This window comes from Acinetobacter sp. ANC 3813 (assembly GCF_002135435.1).
Lineage (GTDB): Bacteria > Pseudomonadota > Gammaproteobacteria > Pseudomonadales > Moraxellaceae > Acinetobacter.
On record NZ_NEGK01000002.1, the window covers coordinates 243,485 to 258,128 of the forward strand.

At 42.0% G+C, this 14,644-nt stretch carries 12 protein-coding genes and 1 pseudogene; 4 read left to right on the plus strand and 9 right to left on the minus strand.

From position 1 onward, the window contains the following. Nucleotides 1-34 precede the first annotated feature (34 nt). The 3 genes from B9T34_RS03950 to B9T34_RS03960 all read right to left on the minus strand — a co-directional run bounded on the left by B9T34_RS03950 (nucleotide 35) and on the right by B9T34_RS03960 (nucleotide 4,610). Complete coding sequence (locus tag B9T34_RS03950; RefSeq protein WP_086211870.1) at nucleotides 35-2,974, minus strand: insulinase family protein; 2,940 nt, start codon at nucleotides 2,972-2,974, stop codon at nucleotides 35-37. 167 nt (nucleotides 2,975-3,141) lie between these two features. Beyond that, nucleotides 3,142-3,936 (minus strand): hypothetical protein, encoded by a 795-nt coding sequence (locus B9T34_RS03955; RefSeq protein ID WP_086211871.1) that lies wholly within the window; start codon nucleotides 3,934-3,936, stop codon nucleotides 3,142-3,144. A gap of 221 nt (nucleotides 3,937-4,157) precedes the next feature. After that, nucleotides 4,158-4,610, minus strand: coding sequence for a GNAT family N-acetyltransferase (locus B9T34_RS03960; protein ID WP_086211872.1), 453 nt, complete (start codon nucleotides 4,608-4,610; stop codon nucleotides 4,158-4,160). A gap of 281 nt (nucleotides 4,611-4,891) precedes the next feature. Between B9T34_RS03960 and B9T34_RS03965 the strand changes: the two genes are divergently transcribed. From B9T34_RS03965 to B9T34_RS03975, 3 genes are read left to right on the plus strand one after another with little or no spacing between them, the layout of a single operon-like run. Continuing rightward, a complete protein-coding gene (locus tag B9T34_RS03965) occupies nucleotides 4,892-5,896 on the plus strand; it encodes an adenosine kinase (protein ID WP_086211873.1) in 1,005 nt (334 codons plus the stop codon). Between the two features lie 14 nt (nucleotides 5,897-5,910). Then, a complete protein-coding gene (locus B9T34_RS03970) occupies nucleotides 5,911-6,222 on the plus strand; it encodes a Rieske (2Fe-2S) protein (RefSeq protein ID WP_171265124.1) in 312 nt (103 codons plus the stop codon). 17 nt (nucleotides 6,223-6,239) lie between these two features. Next, nucleotides 6,240-6,857 carry an OB-fold-containig protein gene (locus B9T34_RS03975; RefSeq protein ID WP_086212055.1) on the plus strand — a complete coding sequence of 206 codons (618 nt, stop codon included), beginning with the start codon at nucleotides 6,240-6,242 and terminating at the stop codon, nucleotides 6,855-6,857. A gap of 97 nt (nucleotides 6,858-6,954) precedes the next feature. Here the strand turns inward: B9T34_RS03975 and B9T34_RS03980 are convergent, their stop codons facing one another. Both B9T34_RS03980 and B9T34_RS03985 read right to left on the minus strand, forming a co-directional pair. Further along, entirely contained in the window at nucleotides 6,955-7,575 is a 621-nt protein-coding gene (locus B9T34_RS03980) for a YidB family protein (RefSeq protein ID WP_086211875.1), read from the minus strand. Between the two features lie 105 nt (nucleotides 7,576-7,680). Continuing rightward, nucleotides 7,681-8,151: a DUF6231 family protein gene (locus B9T34_RS03985; protein WP_086211876.1), complete on the minus strand. Its 471-nt coding sequence runs from the start codon at nucleotides 8,149-8,151 to the stop codon at nucleotides 7,681-7,683. A gap of 32 nt (nucleotides 8,152-8,183) precedes the next feature. Between B9T34_RS03985 and B9T34_RS03990 the strand changes: the two genes are divergently transcribed. Then, nucleotides 8,184-9,056 carry a DUF2797 domain-containing protein gene (locus tag B9T34_RS03990; RefSeq protein ID WP_086211877.1) on the plus strand — a complete coding sequence of 291 codons (873 nt, stop codon included), beginning with the start codon at nucleotides 8,184-8,186 and terminating at the stop codon, nucleotides 9,054-9,056. Nucleotides 9,057-9,129: 73 nt separating this feature from the next. On the opposite strand, the pseudogene B9T34_RS03995 reads toward B9T34_RS03990, so the two are convergent. The 4 genes and pseudogenes from B9T34_RS03995 to B9T34_RS04010 form a co-directional block, all read right to left on the minus strand. Further along, a pseudogene (locus tag B9T34_RS03995) lies at nucleotides 9,130-10,099 on the minus strand (alpha/beta fold hydrolase). A gap of 141 nt (nucleotides 10,100-10,240) precedes the next feature. Beyond that, the gene (locus B9T34_RS04000) at nucleotides 10,241-12,046 is read right to left on the minus strand and encodes a hypothetical protein (protein ID WP_086211878.1); all 1,806 of its coding nucleotides are present in this window, start codon (nucleotides 12,044-12,046) and stop codon (nucleotides 10,241-10,243) included. A gap of 214 nt (nucleotides 12,047-12,260) precedes the next feature. Next, the gene (locus tag B9T34_RS04005; RefSeq protein WP_086211879.1) at nucleotides 12,261-14,126 is read right to left on the minus strand and encodes a SurA N-terminal domain-containing protein; all 1,866 of its coding nucleotides are present in this window, start codon (nucleotides 14,124-14,126) and stop codon (nucleotides 12,261-12,263) included. 129 nt (nucleotides 14,127-14,255) lie between these two features. Further along, nucleotides 14,256-14,528 (minus strand): HU family DNA-binding protein, encoded by a 273-nt coding sequence (locus B9T34_RS04010; RefSeq protein ID WP_086211880.1) that lies wholly within the window; start codon nucleotides 14,526-14,528, stop codon nucleotides 14,256-14,258. Between the last annotated feature and the right edge of the window lie 116 nt (nucleotides 14,529-14,644).

The window sequence follows — 14,644 nt, forward strand, 5'->3', positions numbered from 1 at the left end:
ATTCTTAATCTATTATTTATATTTGAGCTGCAGTTTAGTTGACTTGTTTAATGTCAAAACCAAGTTCAACCAGTGCATCACGCTTAGAAATTGGCGCAACAACCGCCTTAACTGGCTGCTGATCCAATAAATACGTTTTTGCAACACGCTGCAAATCTGCCAATGAAACAGCCAATAAACGCTCACGCAACTGCTTACGGAAAGCTGGTGTACGCTTATGCAGCAGTGAATAACATGCTGTAATCGCTTCACCCGCCGGTGAACCTGGCTTATCCATACCAGCGATCAGGCCTAAGATTGCTTCTTCCAACTGATGCGGCTGCTGTTCCGCATTGAACAGCCACTGCACGCTAGCGTCAAAATCTTTAAAGGTTTCTGCTAAGCGCGGATCACGGTAGCTGTAGAAGCGGAATGAACATGCATTGCCGTCATAGCTTGCACCGCCGCCATAAGCGCCGCCTTTTTCACGAATAGCGCTGTGCAGGAAGCCATTGCGCAGATAAGAAGCCAACACCATTAATGGCGCAGCATCTGGATGAGCCACTTCTACGGCAGGATAAGCAGATGCGCAGAATTGAACATTGGCTTGAATCAGCCATGCTTCGTCATTTACGCTATGTTCTGGCTGAACTTGGGTTAATGCGCGTTCAATATTCTCAATTTGAACTTTGTCCCAAACAGTTTGCACCTCTTCTACCAAACGGTCAGACTGATGCTCTTCACATACCACCAAGAACTGTTTTGGCGCTTTTAACAAGCGATTATGAATCAACTTCAGCTCATTAATCAGCGCATCATAAGCAGCTTCGTCTTTTTCAATTTTAGCAGTCAATTCAACCAGCCAGTTCAGCGCGCCCAAACCGGTATTGTCATAATCACGCAAAGCCAATGCGCTGTGATTACGGCTGGCGATTTGCATCGCATAGCTATGGCCTGAACCTGACAAACGAGACTGCCAGCGTGTTTTACGCTGCTGCAGCAACTCAATAATGCGGTCTTTTTCATCAAAACGCAGCTGTTCAAATGCCAGTTTAAGCAGATTAATCGCTTCAAAATTATTCACCAAAGACTTCGTGGTCAAAGTCATCCATGCGCTGATTTGGTTTTTGTCATCCGCTTTAGAACGTAAAGATGCACCCATGCCCAACCCGCCGCTTACTGCTGTTTGCAGCTGCTGCAGTTCTAGATAGCCATATTGACCAGCGCCGACTTCACCCATCAAAATTGACAGTAAATTAAAGTACGGCGATTTGACAATATCGTCTGGCACCTGAATCAGCACTTGCTGGTAATAAATACCATTGGTGCCTGCATGGTACAAATTCAGCGGCATATCCATATTATTGGAAATCACTTCACGCAGCTGACCTTGCACAATTTGCAATTCAGCAGGAACGTCTTCCAAACCCACTTTTGGCAACAGGTTCAAATCATCTGGCGTATCTTGACGAATATTCAACGCTTCTGTCTGCGCGATAATTTCAGCTTTATCCGCTTCAGTCAATTTAGCGCCAATTTCTGCAAGACGCGTTTTTTCAGCTTCAGCTTCTTTGGCAGATTTTTGCGCGTCTGGAATCAACGTCATTTGCACACGGTGCGTATTGTCCAGCAAATGTGTTTTGATCAGGTTAGACAGCCACATTGGGTCTTTGAGCTCTTCTTTCACTTGCTCAATTGCAGTGTCCACATCCCACGCATGTACAGGATCTGAATGATGAATAGCGCTGCCTAAACCGTTCAAAATCAGGCTCAAGCCGTAAGGCATGCCGTCACCGTTAATTTCACGCTGATGCAGCTCAATTTGATGCAGAATCGCATCGACCATCGCGCTGTCTACTGGCTTAGATGCAACTTCTTCTAAAATGCCAAATACGCCATTTTTAAATTCTTCGGCATGTTCTGGATTAGAGCCTTGCACGCCGCAGTAGAAGGTCATTTCATAGTTAGAATCGTCCACACCCATAATTGGGCCAGTCGACTGCGCATAATCGCAAGTTTCGAGGTAATGACGCAGCGGAGAAGCCGAATCTTCAAGCAGCACACCTTCGACCAAACGCATGCCTAAACGCAATTTAATATCGCTGGCCTGCGGCAAGAGCCAAGAAATTATGTGATAAGTTTTATCTTTTAAATCTTCTGCATCAACCGCATAGGTCTCAGTCACTTCTACTGGCGCAGTCAAACGGCGCTCAGGTTTTGAGTGCAGGGTTTCGCCTTGCTTAAACTTCGCCAACGCCAGTGTTTCAAACTGCTCTTGCAATTTATATGCAGGCTCATTGCCAAAAGTCATGAACACAGCATTGCTTGGATGATAATGTGACTTATAGAAATTAACTAACTCTTGGTAAGTTAAATCAGGAATGTCTTTCGGGTCGCCGCCAGAGTTGTAGTGATAAGTTGTTTCTGGGAACAAATGATGCGCCAGCTGATGATACAGCTGATCTGAAGGCGAACTCATCGCGCCTTTCATTTCATTGAATACAACACCCTTATAAACAGGCTCGCCATTTTCTAATTCAATGCGGATGCCTTCCTGAGCAAAATCCAGCGGATTTAAATTGGCAGAAAAAGCAGCATCTAAATACACTTCCAACAGGTTTTGGAAGTCTTTTTTGTTTTGTGTCGCAAATGGATAAGCCGTCCAGTCCGCAGCCGTAAACGCATTCATGAAGGTGTTCAATGAACGGCGGATCATCAGGAAGAATGGGTCGCGTACAGGGAATTTTTCAGAGCCGCATAGCGCGGTATGCTCTAAAATATGCGCCTCGCCTTTTGAATCCATCGGCTGAGTGCGAAATGCGACTAAAAACACATTTTCATCATTACTTGACGCCAAGTGATAATGCACAGCGCCTGTGACTTTATGTTTATATTCAGATACTAAAATATCTAAGGCTTCAACATGGTGTTGACGTACCAACTGAAACGCTGGATGAACAGTTTGAGAAATAGTTTCAGTGACATCTACAGTCATGTGATCTCCTAATTAATACATTTTTTAAGACACACGAGTATACCTTAAAAACGGCTTGAGGATTCAATCTGAGCTAATTTTCCGAGTATTATAGTCAGCTTTATACAAGGCTTATAAAACTTGAATGAATAGCGCCATATTACACCGCGCTATTCAGCAATTTTGTATTATGCCGTACCAATTTTATGATCGCTATTTTGCAGTTCTTTTCGATGTGACCAGTGCACACAAATATAGATAGCCGCCAAGAGTACTGCCGATGCTGCAAAACGGCTTAGATCCAATCCGCCCGAGCTGATAGGCTTATCTAGAAAATCACCAACCACAGCACCCAATGGTCGGGTTAATACAAATGCAGACCAAAACAATAATGTCCGCGATACTTTAGTGAATTTATACAATAAAAAGATCAATACGATTAAGGCGCTAAACAAGACAATCCCGCCCGTATAGCCCAAGCCCGCCGTATCTGCAGACCAATCGCCCAGGGCCGTACCCAGTGTTTGAGAAAAAGTAATGGTCAGCCAGTAGAACAACTCGACCCGCGGCTGATGAACGACATGCGGAGTAATAGAGCCTTCTGATTTATGCCAAACCCATAAAGAGATGCACACGAGAGACAGTAAAATTGTGCTGCCGCCGATATAGCCTATCCCTAAGGAGCGGTCAACGAAATCTGCCAGTGTTGTCCCTACAGTGGTACTGGCAATAATCGTAAACCAGTACAAAAAAGGATGATATTGTTTAGACCTTATTTGAAAAAAAACCGCGCCGATAAAAATTGCGGCAAAAATAAATGTACTGACCAAATACCCCAGATTCAGCGACATTGATAGAGCATCACCGGCTGTTTCGCCAAAAGTAGTCGCTAAAATTTTAGTGACCCAGAACAAGGCCGTAATTTGCGGCACTTTTACCAGCAACTCATGAAAATCATTTTGTGGAGCAGATGCAACTGACATAACGGCAGCCCTTGAATAAGGTAATCTCAAGGCTATTGTTGGCACTCAGACTTAAACGAAGATTAAAAAAATATATATTATGAATAAAGATACAGCATGGATTCTGAAGAATGCTTCAGCTAAACAATCTGAAAAAGTGAACCCTTGGTAAAATAAAATGCGCTGCAACAATGTTTGCTGCAGCGCATTGATATAAATAACATCAACTTAAAAGCTTATGTTTAAGCGATTAAGTATTTAAAATAGTTATAATTAGGATGGTTTTCCACAAAAACATAATTATGTTTCTGATAGAACTTAGCTGCATCCTTCTGGTCTGTATTTAAACAGAGTGCGGAGTAAAAAGGCTTTGCTAGCTTTTCCAATTCCAGCAACAATGATTTGCCTACGCCATACTGGCGGTACTTAGGATGCACATAAAAACGGCGCAAGCGGCCAATGCGATCTTCAATGCCATCATCGCCCCATTGCTGATTTAAACCGCCGCAACCTACCAGAGTTTCTCCCTCAAATGCGAGCAGCAGACTTTCTCCTTTTTGATCAAAACGGTTTTTGCCGCTTTGAAACTCTTCAATTAAGCGCTGAATAAATACATAGCCTTCTTGATTTGCCAATGATGCAAGAACTTCAATTTGTTTTGGCAATTGTTCGGCTTTACGAATACTTATTTCCATATACCCACGCTTTTTAATTTAATACTGAAATTATCTTTTTCAACAGCCGCAACAGCAAAACTGCAGAAGAACCGTAGCGCTCTATGTAAATAAAAAAATGACGGATGATCAATAGCAAAGAGATACAAATGTACAAATAATGCAAAAAAAGCAGAAATTGCCTGTATCTAGCGCCCCAAAAACCCGTCAGATGCGCTCATGAATTTTATTCAACAATCTACAGCAATCCTGAGCATTGGTGTAAACTTAGCACTTTCATTTTTTAGATGTGACTGAAACACATGGCAACTGTTGACCTTTTTGCAATTGGCAATGCATTAATTGACCAGGAATTTAAAGTTTCTGATGATTTTCTTACTCAGCAAAATTTGCAAAAAGGCACCATGCAGCTGGCAGACAGCGATGCGCAAGCCGCACTGTACAACAATCTGCAAGCCAGCCAAGTCTATAAAGGCCAAGCGTCTGGCGGTTCAGCAGCCAATACTACCGTTGCTTTCAGTGCATTAGGCAGTTCAGCATTCTATGCTTGCCGCGTAGGTAATGATGATCTTGGTGAAATCTATTTAGACGGCTTAAACGAAGCCGGCATTCAAACAGCAGCGCAATCCATCAGTGAAGGCGTGACTGGCACTTGCATGGTTTTGGTCAGCGAAGATTCTGAGCGCACTATGCACACCTATTTAGGCATTACAGCTGAACTGTCTGACAGTGAAATAGATTTTGCCCCATTAGCTTCTGCAAAATGGCTCTATATTGAAGGCTATCTATCGACCAGTGATTCAGCACGCGCCGCAGTGAAACAAGCGCGCGCTATTGCCAAAGATAATAATGTAAAAATCGCATTGACCTTGTCTGATCCAGCTATGGTTCAGTATGCACGTCAAGGTTTAGATGAATTATTAGATGACGGTGTCGACTTATTATTCTGCAATCAACAAGAAGCTCTAATGTACACAGAAACCAGTACAGTTGAAGCCGCGCTTGCGAAATTGCAATCACTAAGCACACACATTGTCATTACATTAAGTGAAAAAGGTGCCTTGATTCACAATCAGGAACAAACTTTCACTGTACCTGGCCGTAAAGTAAATGCTGTAGATGCCAATGGTGCGGGTGATGCTTTTGCTGGCGCATTCTTATATGCACTAAATTCAGGTTTGGACTATAAAGCAGCAGCACAGCTTGCTATTTTAATTTCAAGCGAAGTGGTTGCTCAATTTGGACCGCGTTTAGAGACTCAGGAATACGCGCAATTATTGCAAAACTTTTTAAAGGAATGCGCATAATGCATAAGATTTGCATGACTGAAGAAGTGCCTGAACGCGAGGCGCGCTCTTTTGAAACACCAAATGGTGATATCATTTTTGTCACGCAGCGTGACGGTGCTTTTTTTGCCTATCAAAACCTTTGCCCGCATTTGCAAGTTGAATTGGAGTTCCTTGAGAACCAATTCTTAGACCGCGACCAAGAGTTTATCGAATGCTCAACGCATGGTGCATTATTTGTCGTTGAAACGGGCGAATGCATCTCAGGCCCATGCCAAGGTCAATCTCTTGAAAAAGTAGAGATTAACGTGCATTCTGATGGCGGTATCTATCTTTTAGACGAATAATAATGCAAGGTCCTGCTATGCCAGAGTTTTTCACAGACTACAGCTTAATGCCTTTTCATTTAAGCCTGATCGCTGTTGTGTTGCTCGGCTTAGCAGAAACCGTTGGCTATTATTTCAATCTGCGCCCATCAAAAGTCTTTCGCGGCTTTTCATCTAAACACTTGGATGAACTGCCGATGCTCAGCGTAAAGTTTTCAAAAACTTTAATTATTTTTTTCCTGCTGATGAATTTCAGCTTTGCCGGCTACTTCCTGCAATTCTGTATTTATGCACGTGAAATGACTTTTTTTCCGGCTTATTACTTGATCCTGCCCGCATTGATTATTGCCATTTTCTTTACGGTATTTATGATTCACTGTCTAGATCAAGTCATTCCGGCAAAACGGCTCAAACAAGAAGTCAACTTACTAGGCCGCCTAGCCACTATTTCCAGCGGCAATGCACGGCCGGGTTTTTCAGCGCAAGCTCGGGTACGAGATGAGTTTGGCCAATTACATTATGTACAAGTCGAGCCTGAATTTGGAGAACTGGAGTTTCAGTCTCAAGTTATTTTAATTCGTACCAAAAAATCACACTACATTGCTAAGCGTATTAGCCCATCCAATAGACTTTTCAGTCTAGATTTAGGCCATTAACCCCAAATACACAGGCACAAAAAAACTGCATTCACAAACAGCTATAGGCTTTATGATTAAGCCATAGCAGAGCAAAATACAGCTTTATGTAGTAATCTTAGCGTTTTAAAAACCCAGACACTAGGTTCATTACTTGCTGAATATCGGCATTGGCTTCCGTATTGCTGGTTTGCGCGCCTTGCGGTGTCAAAGAATCAATAATTTGAGGCAATACCGAAGAAATTGCGCTGTACACATCTTGTTTAGGTGCTTGCGCTTCTTGAGCCACTTGCTCAATGTCTGCATCATCAAATAAATTTTCAACCTGTTGCGGGTTGACGGCTGCATTTTCACCAGGACCGGTTGAAACCCAATCATCTACCTGACTGCTAATGCCCTGACCGCGCAGTTTATCTAAAGCGCCTTGCAAGCCGCCCTGTTTCTGAATCCAGGCCAAAACCAGCGGCAGCACCGCAATGAGCAAAGCAGATGCTTTTGAACCGCCTGCCGCATTGGTATTTGGCTGAGACTGCTGCTGACCCGCACCGCCCAACTGCCCCAATACCGACCCTAAAATACCACCTAAACCGCCTTGAGCATTTGCAGACGAGGTATTATTGCCTAGCTGCCCCAATACTGAACCAAGAATGCCGCCTAAACCGCCTTGCTGGCTTTGCTGAGAAGAATTTCCTAAGGCCTGCTTCGCTAAAATTTCTACAATATTGCTTAAATTTGTCATTGTTATCTTCCGACTTAAACCCAATTAACAGCATACGTGGAAATTTTTAATCAGCTTCACTCTGATTGTTAAATTTTGCATCCGCAATTCAGCCGAATTACACCATTACCAGCGGAATTTGTTCCAATTTTCTGGATTCGCCCAAAACTTGGAATTAAACCAGTCTGGCACATGCTTATAGGTCAAAATATTAAATTGCCACAACGCAAAATCACTTTCATGCGCAGTTTTGTCAATCAATTGAGTAAAACCCAAAGCACGTAATAGCTGTTCATCCTGCAACCTGCTGACCACCACAATGCGTTTCGCCATCAAGTCACGCAATTTAACCAAAAGCTGAGATTTTTGCTGATTTGGAATATCCGCCATTTCCTGTGTATCAAACAGCACAAAACCCAAATCATAACGCTTACTAAAAGGCAGATTTAAAAACTCAGATACGTTAAAATATTCCCACAGAATTGATTGATTATTGTTGTATTGCGTAAGATTTTGCCCAATACATAATGCAGTAGAAATAGGCTGTTCTTGCGATAAATCGTCTAGCATTGAAGTGATGACATTTTGCTCAGCCATAACTGCATCCTTATTATTGAAGAGAATATTTCATGGAACTACAGGGCATTTGCCATAAAATGCGTGCAGGTCTTACTGACCTTAGTTTAACTGATCAACAGACTCACAAGGCAAATGTTGAATATAAATTCATTCTAGACCGTTCAGAAATTGAGCTCCCATTCAGCTTAGGCCAAGAAATTGAGATTGAATGGACTGGCAACATTAACTGCGTATCCTGCGGCAGCAAAACACCAAAATCCTATTCTCAAGGCCACTGTTTTAAGTGCTTTAAAACCAAAGCCGCTTGCGACATGTGCATCATGAAGCCGGAAACCTGCCATTACCACCTCGGGACTTGCCGTGAAGACGATTTTGCACATGAAGTTTGCTTCCAGCCGCATATTGTTTATTTGGCCAATTCCAGCGCTTTAAAAGTCGGCATTACCCGTATTGGTCAAATGCCTACCCGCTGGCTAGATCAAGGCGCAACACAAGCCCTGCCGATTATGAAAGTAGGTTCACGCCGCCTTTCTGGGCAGCTTGAAATTATGTTCGGCACTCAAGTGGCGGACAAAACTGATTGGCGCAAGCTTTTAAAAGGCGAAGCTGAACCGTTAAACCTACTTGAAACCCGTGAACAGCTGATCGAGGAGTTTGCGCCCAAAATTCAAAGCATTCGCGAAGAATTCAGTCAAAATCTAGAATTCAACGAAACTGTAGAATTGCTTGAAGATGAATTGCCGCGTGAATTTGTCTACCCTGTCGATCAGTATCCTGAAAAGATTAAGTCGCATAATTTGGATAAAACCCCTGTGATCCGCGGCAAACTGCAAGGAATTAAAGGCCAATATCTGATTTTAGATACAGGTGTGATCAATATTCGAAAATATACAGGCTACGAAATTAAAATCCGTACCGAATAATTAAGTAAAGCTAGCGGAACTCAGCACCCGCTAGCTTTTTTTGACCCTAAATTAACCATTTTTAGAATAATGATTATTTATGGATTTTCTTTAAAAAATTTAAATACGGCCGTACTGTTAGTTGCTCCGCCTCTAATATAGGCATATGCCCTACACCATCCAAAATTACCGGCTGCTCAGCATTTTTCAGCAACCCCTTCAACTCTTGCGCCGCTTCAACATTAATAATTTGATCTTGCTTCCCCCATATAATCAGCGCAGGTGCATCAATTGATCTAGCCATCAAAGCAAAAAAATTGTGTATAAAGCTTAGACATTTCCACCAATTTAAACACCATTTGTTCGGTGTTTTTAGATTGCGCAATCGTGAGTTTTTCCTGTGAAGCCTTCAGTTCTAGCGGAATAAATGGCGATGACTGCAAGGCAATCTTCATCAACTGATCAAAATCCCCTTGTTTTGCAACAATCAGCCGCTTTAATTGCTCTGGATCTCTTAAATACACCGTATTTGCGCTTTTAAACACTCCTGCAGGATCGACCAGCAGCACAGATTGCACTTCTAATGGATATTGAGCGCTGTACAGCATTGCAATGGCGCCACCCATTGAATGCCCTGCAATATGAAGATTCGGATCGATTTTAGCCGCATCTGCAAAGCGTCTAAGTTTCTCAGCCAGATTTGCTATTGATAAATCAAATCCAGCGGGAACTTTAGTTTCACCATGTGCAGGCAATTCTGGAATAATCACATGATAATTTGGCGTCAAATAACGCGCTACAAGGTTCCAATTGTCGCGCGAACCCGACAACCCATGCAGCAGCATAATCGTCGGATTTTGGGGATTACCGCCTTCACTATAGACCCATTCAATATCTTCGGACTTTATTTTCTTGGTATTTAGCCCCGCCCATGTCCGCTCCTGCTGCAATACACTCTGTAAATTAATTTCAGCAGCACTTACCCACACTGGCATGAGCAAAAAAATACAGAATATAAAGGACCTAATATTTCTAAACCGCTGCGCATTCATCCTGATATGCATTCCATTTTTTTGTTTTGATTATTTTTAGCGCAGCATTTTACAAAACACATTCGCCTAAATATGCCAGATTGACAAAATACAGCCATAAAAAAACCAGCCCGAAGGCTGGTTCATCATGACATGCTGTCAGTTCAGCTTTTTTTATGCAACCCATTGAGTCGCTGGCTGAACTGTATCCAACTCAATCACAGGATAATTAAAGCTGTTGGATAAATCCTGCATCGACTGCTGAAACATCAACGTATCTGCGTCCTGAGCTGCATTTGGATCAAGCCATACATTTTGTGCATCATTCAATGAATTAGCACTGAGTAATGAATCAACATCTATCGGTAACTGCGCATCTCCCGCTAGACTAGGATGATCTGGCATAGCTTGCACATCTGCATAAGCAGTCAAAACATCAGATAGATCATTGTCTGTCGCAAGCGGCATAACTGCAATTTTAGCGATAGAAATTTCATCAGAATGTTTACCAGCGCTATTTTCTGCATAAATCACAGCAAAACCACCATTTTTAATCGGATTGTCTATTTGCCAATGACCATCCGCATTTGAAGTCGTCTCATACACCTGATCATTCGCCTTAATCACAATCTTTAAATTAGGCGATGACTGCCCTTCAAGCATTTCATCATTCACTAGAATAATAGGTGGCGAAATCGCATATTCTGGCGCTTCAGGCTCTACTGGAACAAGTGGAATAGCCAGCATAATTTCAAGCGATTGCTGACCCGTTTGGTTTTGAGCAACAATTGAAAGTACGCCACCATTGGCAATTGGGTTATCTATGCTCCAATGTCCAGCATCATTTGCAATCACCCTATATTCAAGATCATTAGCTTTAATAATAATGATAGAGTGTGGATCTGCTGTGCCCGCCAATACTGCGTCACTTTCTGTAACTATCGGCGTGCTTGGCAGAGGCAATTGCACTAATTTAGCAATTGCAATCGTTTCTGATGTGCTTCCTTGCTGATTCAACGCATATAGTTCGGCTGTACCACCCTTGGCAATTGGATTATCTATGCTCCAATGTCCAGTCTCATCTGCAATGACGCGATATTCAAGATTATTGGCTTTGATGACGATGATGGAATACGGATCGGCTGTGCCAGCTAATACCGCATCGCTTTCTGTAATCTCTGGCACACTTGGCGGGATAGGCTGTTCCACCATCTTAGCAATTCCGATGGTACCTGATTTACTGCCATATTGATCCATTGCATACAGTTCAGCTGTACCGCCATTAGCGATTGGATTATCAATACTCCAATGTCCCGCTTCATCTGCAATTACGCGATATTCAAGATCATTGGCTTTGATAACAATGATAGAGTGCGGGTCTGCAGTACCCGACAACACTTCATCATTTTCTTGAATAACAGGTGCTTGCAGCATAATAATTTTAGCGATCACAAGCTCATCCGAACGCACACCGGCCTCATTTACTGCAACAATTGCCATAGAGCCCGTTGAAATTAATGGATTTAACATACTCCAGTAACCGTTCTCATCCGCAATCGCCGTATACTCCTGGCCATTATGCGTTGCAATCACCGTATTGCCAGGATCCGCTGTACCAGACAAGTACTCATTCCGCTCTATAATTTCTGGCGTATTTGGAGCTAAAACCACTTTAGCAATTTGAATATCTTCAGAACGAACTCCATGCGAATTAATCGAATAGATCGTCGCAACCCCACCGGTTTGAATTGGATTATCTATACTCCAATGACCTTGAGCATCTACTTTTACTCGAAAGCTCTCTTCATCAGTGCTAATAATCACCCAGCTGCGCGCATCGGCTGTACCCGATAAAACTGTAGAAAATTCAGTTACATTAGGAACTGATGGCACAGCATGATGATCATGCGTATAACTCTGATGCTGATGATTTTGACCTAAAAAGTGTTTAATGTACCCAATACTATTATGCTGTTTCATAACGCCTCAATTTTGTTATTTATATGATTTTAAATAATTAAAAAGCACCCAAATCAAAATTTAAACGATTTAAGCACATCCAGCCAATATTATTTTCATCATAAAATTGCGCTGCTTCACAACTCCGCCATTAAATGTATATTCACATGAAAAATAACCATAAAAAAACCAGCCCAAAGGCTGGTTTCCATTTTACTTATCAGTAAAATGGAGTTTATTTAATTTTCGCATGCTCTTTTAAATAGCGAGTGTAGTCATCCATCTCTTGCTGACCGCGCAATTGCTGATAAAGCTGAGTTAACTCACCCAATTGCTCATCAGTCAAAGCATTCGATGACGTTTTATTCACGTTAGTCACTGCAACAACAACTAATTCATTCGGCAATTTTGCAGTAGATACTGACCAGAAACCAGCTTTTTGTGCAGGCAAGCTAAATGCAGCACGCTGAATATCGCGCTTAAGCATACCGTCAGCACGTGTGAATGTACCGGCGCTTACAAAATTAATGCCTGCTTTGTTTACTTCAGCTGCAGGTTTAGTCTTAAACTCGGTTAAAGCAGCTTGAATTTTAGCTTTAGCAGCTTCATAAGCTTTTTGCTCAATCAATTTCGCTCTTACATTCTCTTTTGCTTCAGCAAAAGTCTGAACACCAGCGGTATGATAGTTGCGGACTTTCACCCAAACTGCATCGCCATTGGCCAATTGAATGCTGCTCGAAACGTTGCGGTCGCCATTTTTCACATCATCATTAAATAATTTAACTTTAACATTGGCATCACTTAATACAGGATGTGAAGAAGAAAGCATGAAACCTTTTACAGTTTGAACCTGAGCACCCTTAACTTCTTGGGTAACTACATCCAAAGCATCATTACTCACAACCATATCATTCAGGCTGTTTACCGTATCGGAGAATAAGTTTGCATTTTTGGTTTTTAATACCTCTGCACGCAAACGTTCTTTTTCAGCTTCGAATGAAGGCACTTGCACTGCTGGCGCATCTGTTTCAATCAGATGGTAACCGTAATCCGTTTTTACCGGTGCAGAAACTTGACCTGCTTTTAAAGAATCCACGGTTTGGTCAAATGCATCGCCAAACACACCTTTTTGGTAAACGGCAAGCGTACCGCCATTCCCTTTAGATGATGGGTCCTCTGAATATTGCGCAGCAGCCGCAGCAAAAGATGTACCTGCTTTAATTTTTGCAGCAACATCATCAGCTAACTTTTTCGCTTCAGCATCGGTACGGCCATCAGCAGTAATTAAAATATGTTTGACAGCTGGCGCAGCAGATTGCTTTTGCTTTTCTACAAACGCACTGTAAGCCTGCTGTAAATCTGCATCAGTAACTTCCGTTGATGCGCCTTGCAGATTTGCAGGTGAAATAACAACGAAATCAACATCAACGCTTGTTGGCTGTTTAAATGAAGATTCGTGCTTTTTATAATAAGCGTTCAATTCAGCATCAGTGACTTTAACGGCTTTTTTGTAGTCGTCTAATTTTACACTTGCCAATTCAAGCGTACGCTGCTCAGTCTGCAAATTAGCAATTTGCATGATGTCAACTTTACTGACCAAAGCATAATCCATAAATGTAGAGGTCAGCATTTTCAGAGCATGATCTTTACGCAAACTTTCAATGAATGTCACATTGGTCATGCCAATTGACTTCAAATAGTTTGCAAATAATTCTTCTGAAAATTGACCATCTTTTTGGAAGCTTGGCTGCTGCTGAATCATATGCACCAACTGCGAATCACTGAGGCTGATACCCAGCTTATCGGCCTGCTGAAGCAAAAGCTGGCGCGCAATTAATGTCTCTAATGCTTTATTACTAATGAAATTCTGATTCAGTAAAGTTTCATCGCCCTTCGCATAGGTTAAATATTGTTCTTTTAACGAATTTGTCAGCTGTTCTAGATCTTTTTGAGAAATGTCGGTGCCATTAACCGACTTTACTGAATCCTTAGAACCGCTGCTAAAATATCCTTCAATACCTACAAGCGCTAAAGGCGTTAAAAACAAAACGAGCAGTACTTTGCCCAACCAGCCCTTAATGACTTTACGAAAAGAATCCATAAGTAATCCAATATTTTATTTGCGGAGCATTTTAACTGAAAACCAGCAATGAATGAATGCGCTAAAGCGCTAAATCATATTTATCAATAAAAAACGCGCCATGTCGGCGCGTTTATAAGCTTAACTTGATTAAGCTACAGAATCTTTCAAGCCTTTACCAGCTTTAAAGCTTGGAACTTTGCTTGCTTTGATTTCTAAAGTTGCACCAGTTTGCGGGTTGCGGCCAGTACGTGCAGCACGCTCTTTAACGCTGAAAGTACCGAAACCAACTAAAGTTACTGTATCACCCGCTTTAAGCGCTTCAGTTACAGCTGCAATAGTTGCATCTAAAGCTTTACCTGCGTCAGCCTTAGATAATCCCCCATTCTCTGCAATAGCATCAATTAATTCTGATTTATTCATGAAAATTACGTCCTCTTAATATCGTTTATTTAAGGTTCAGAAGTTGTTTAAATTGCCCTAGCGCTTTTATAGCAATGCTTTAGGGGGAAACGCAATACTCCCCAAGCTCTTTTTTT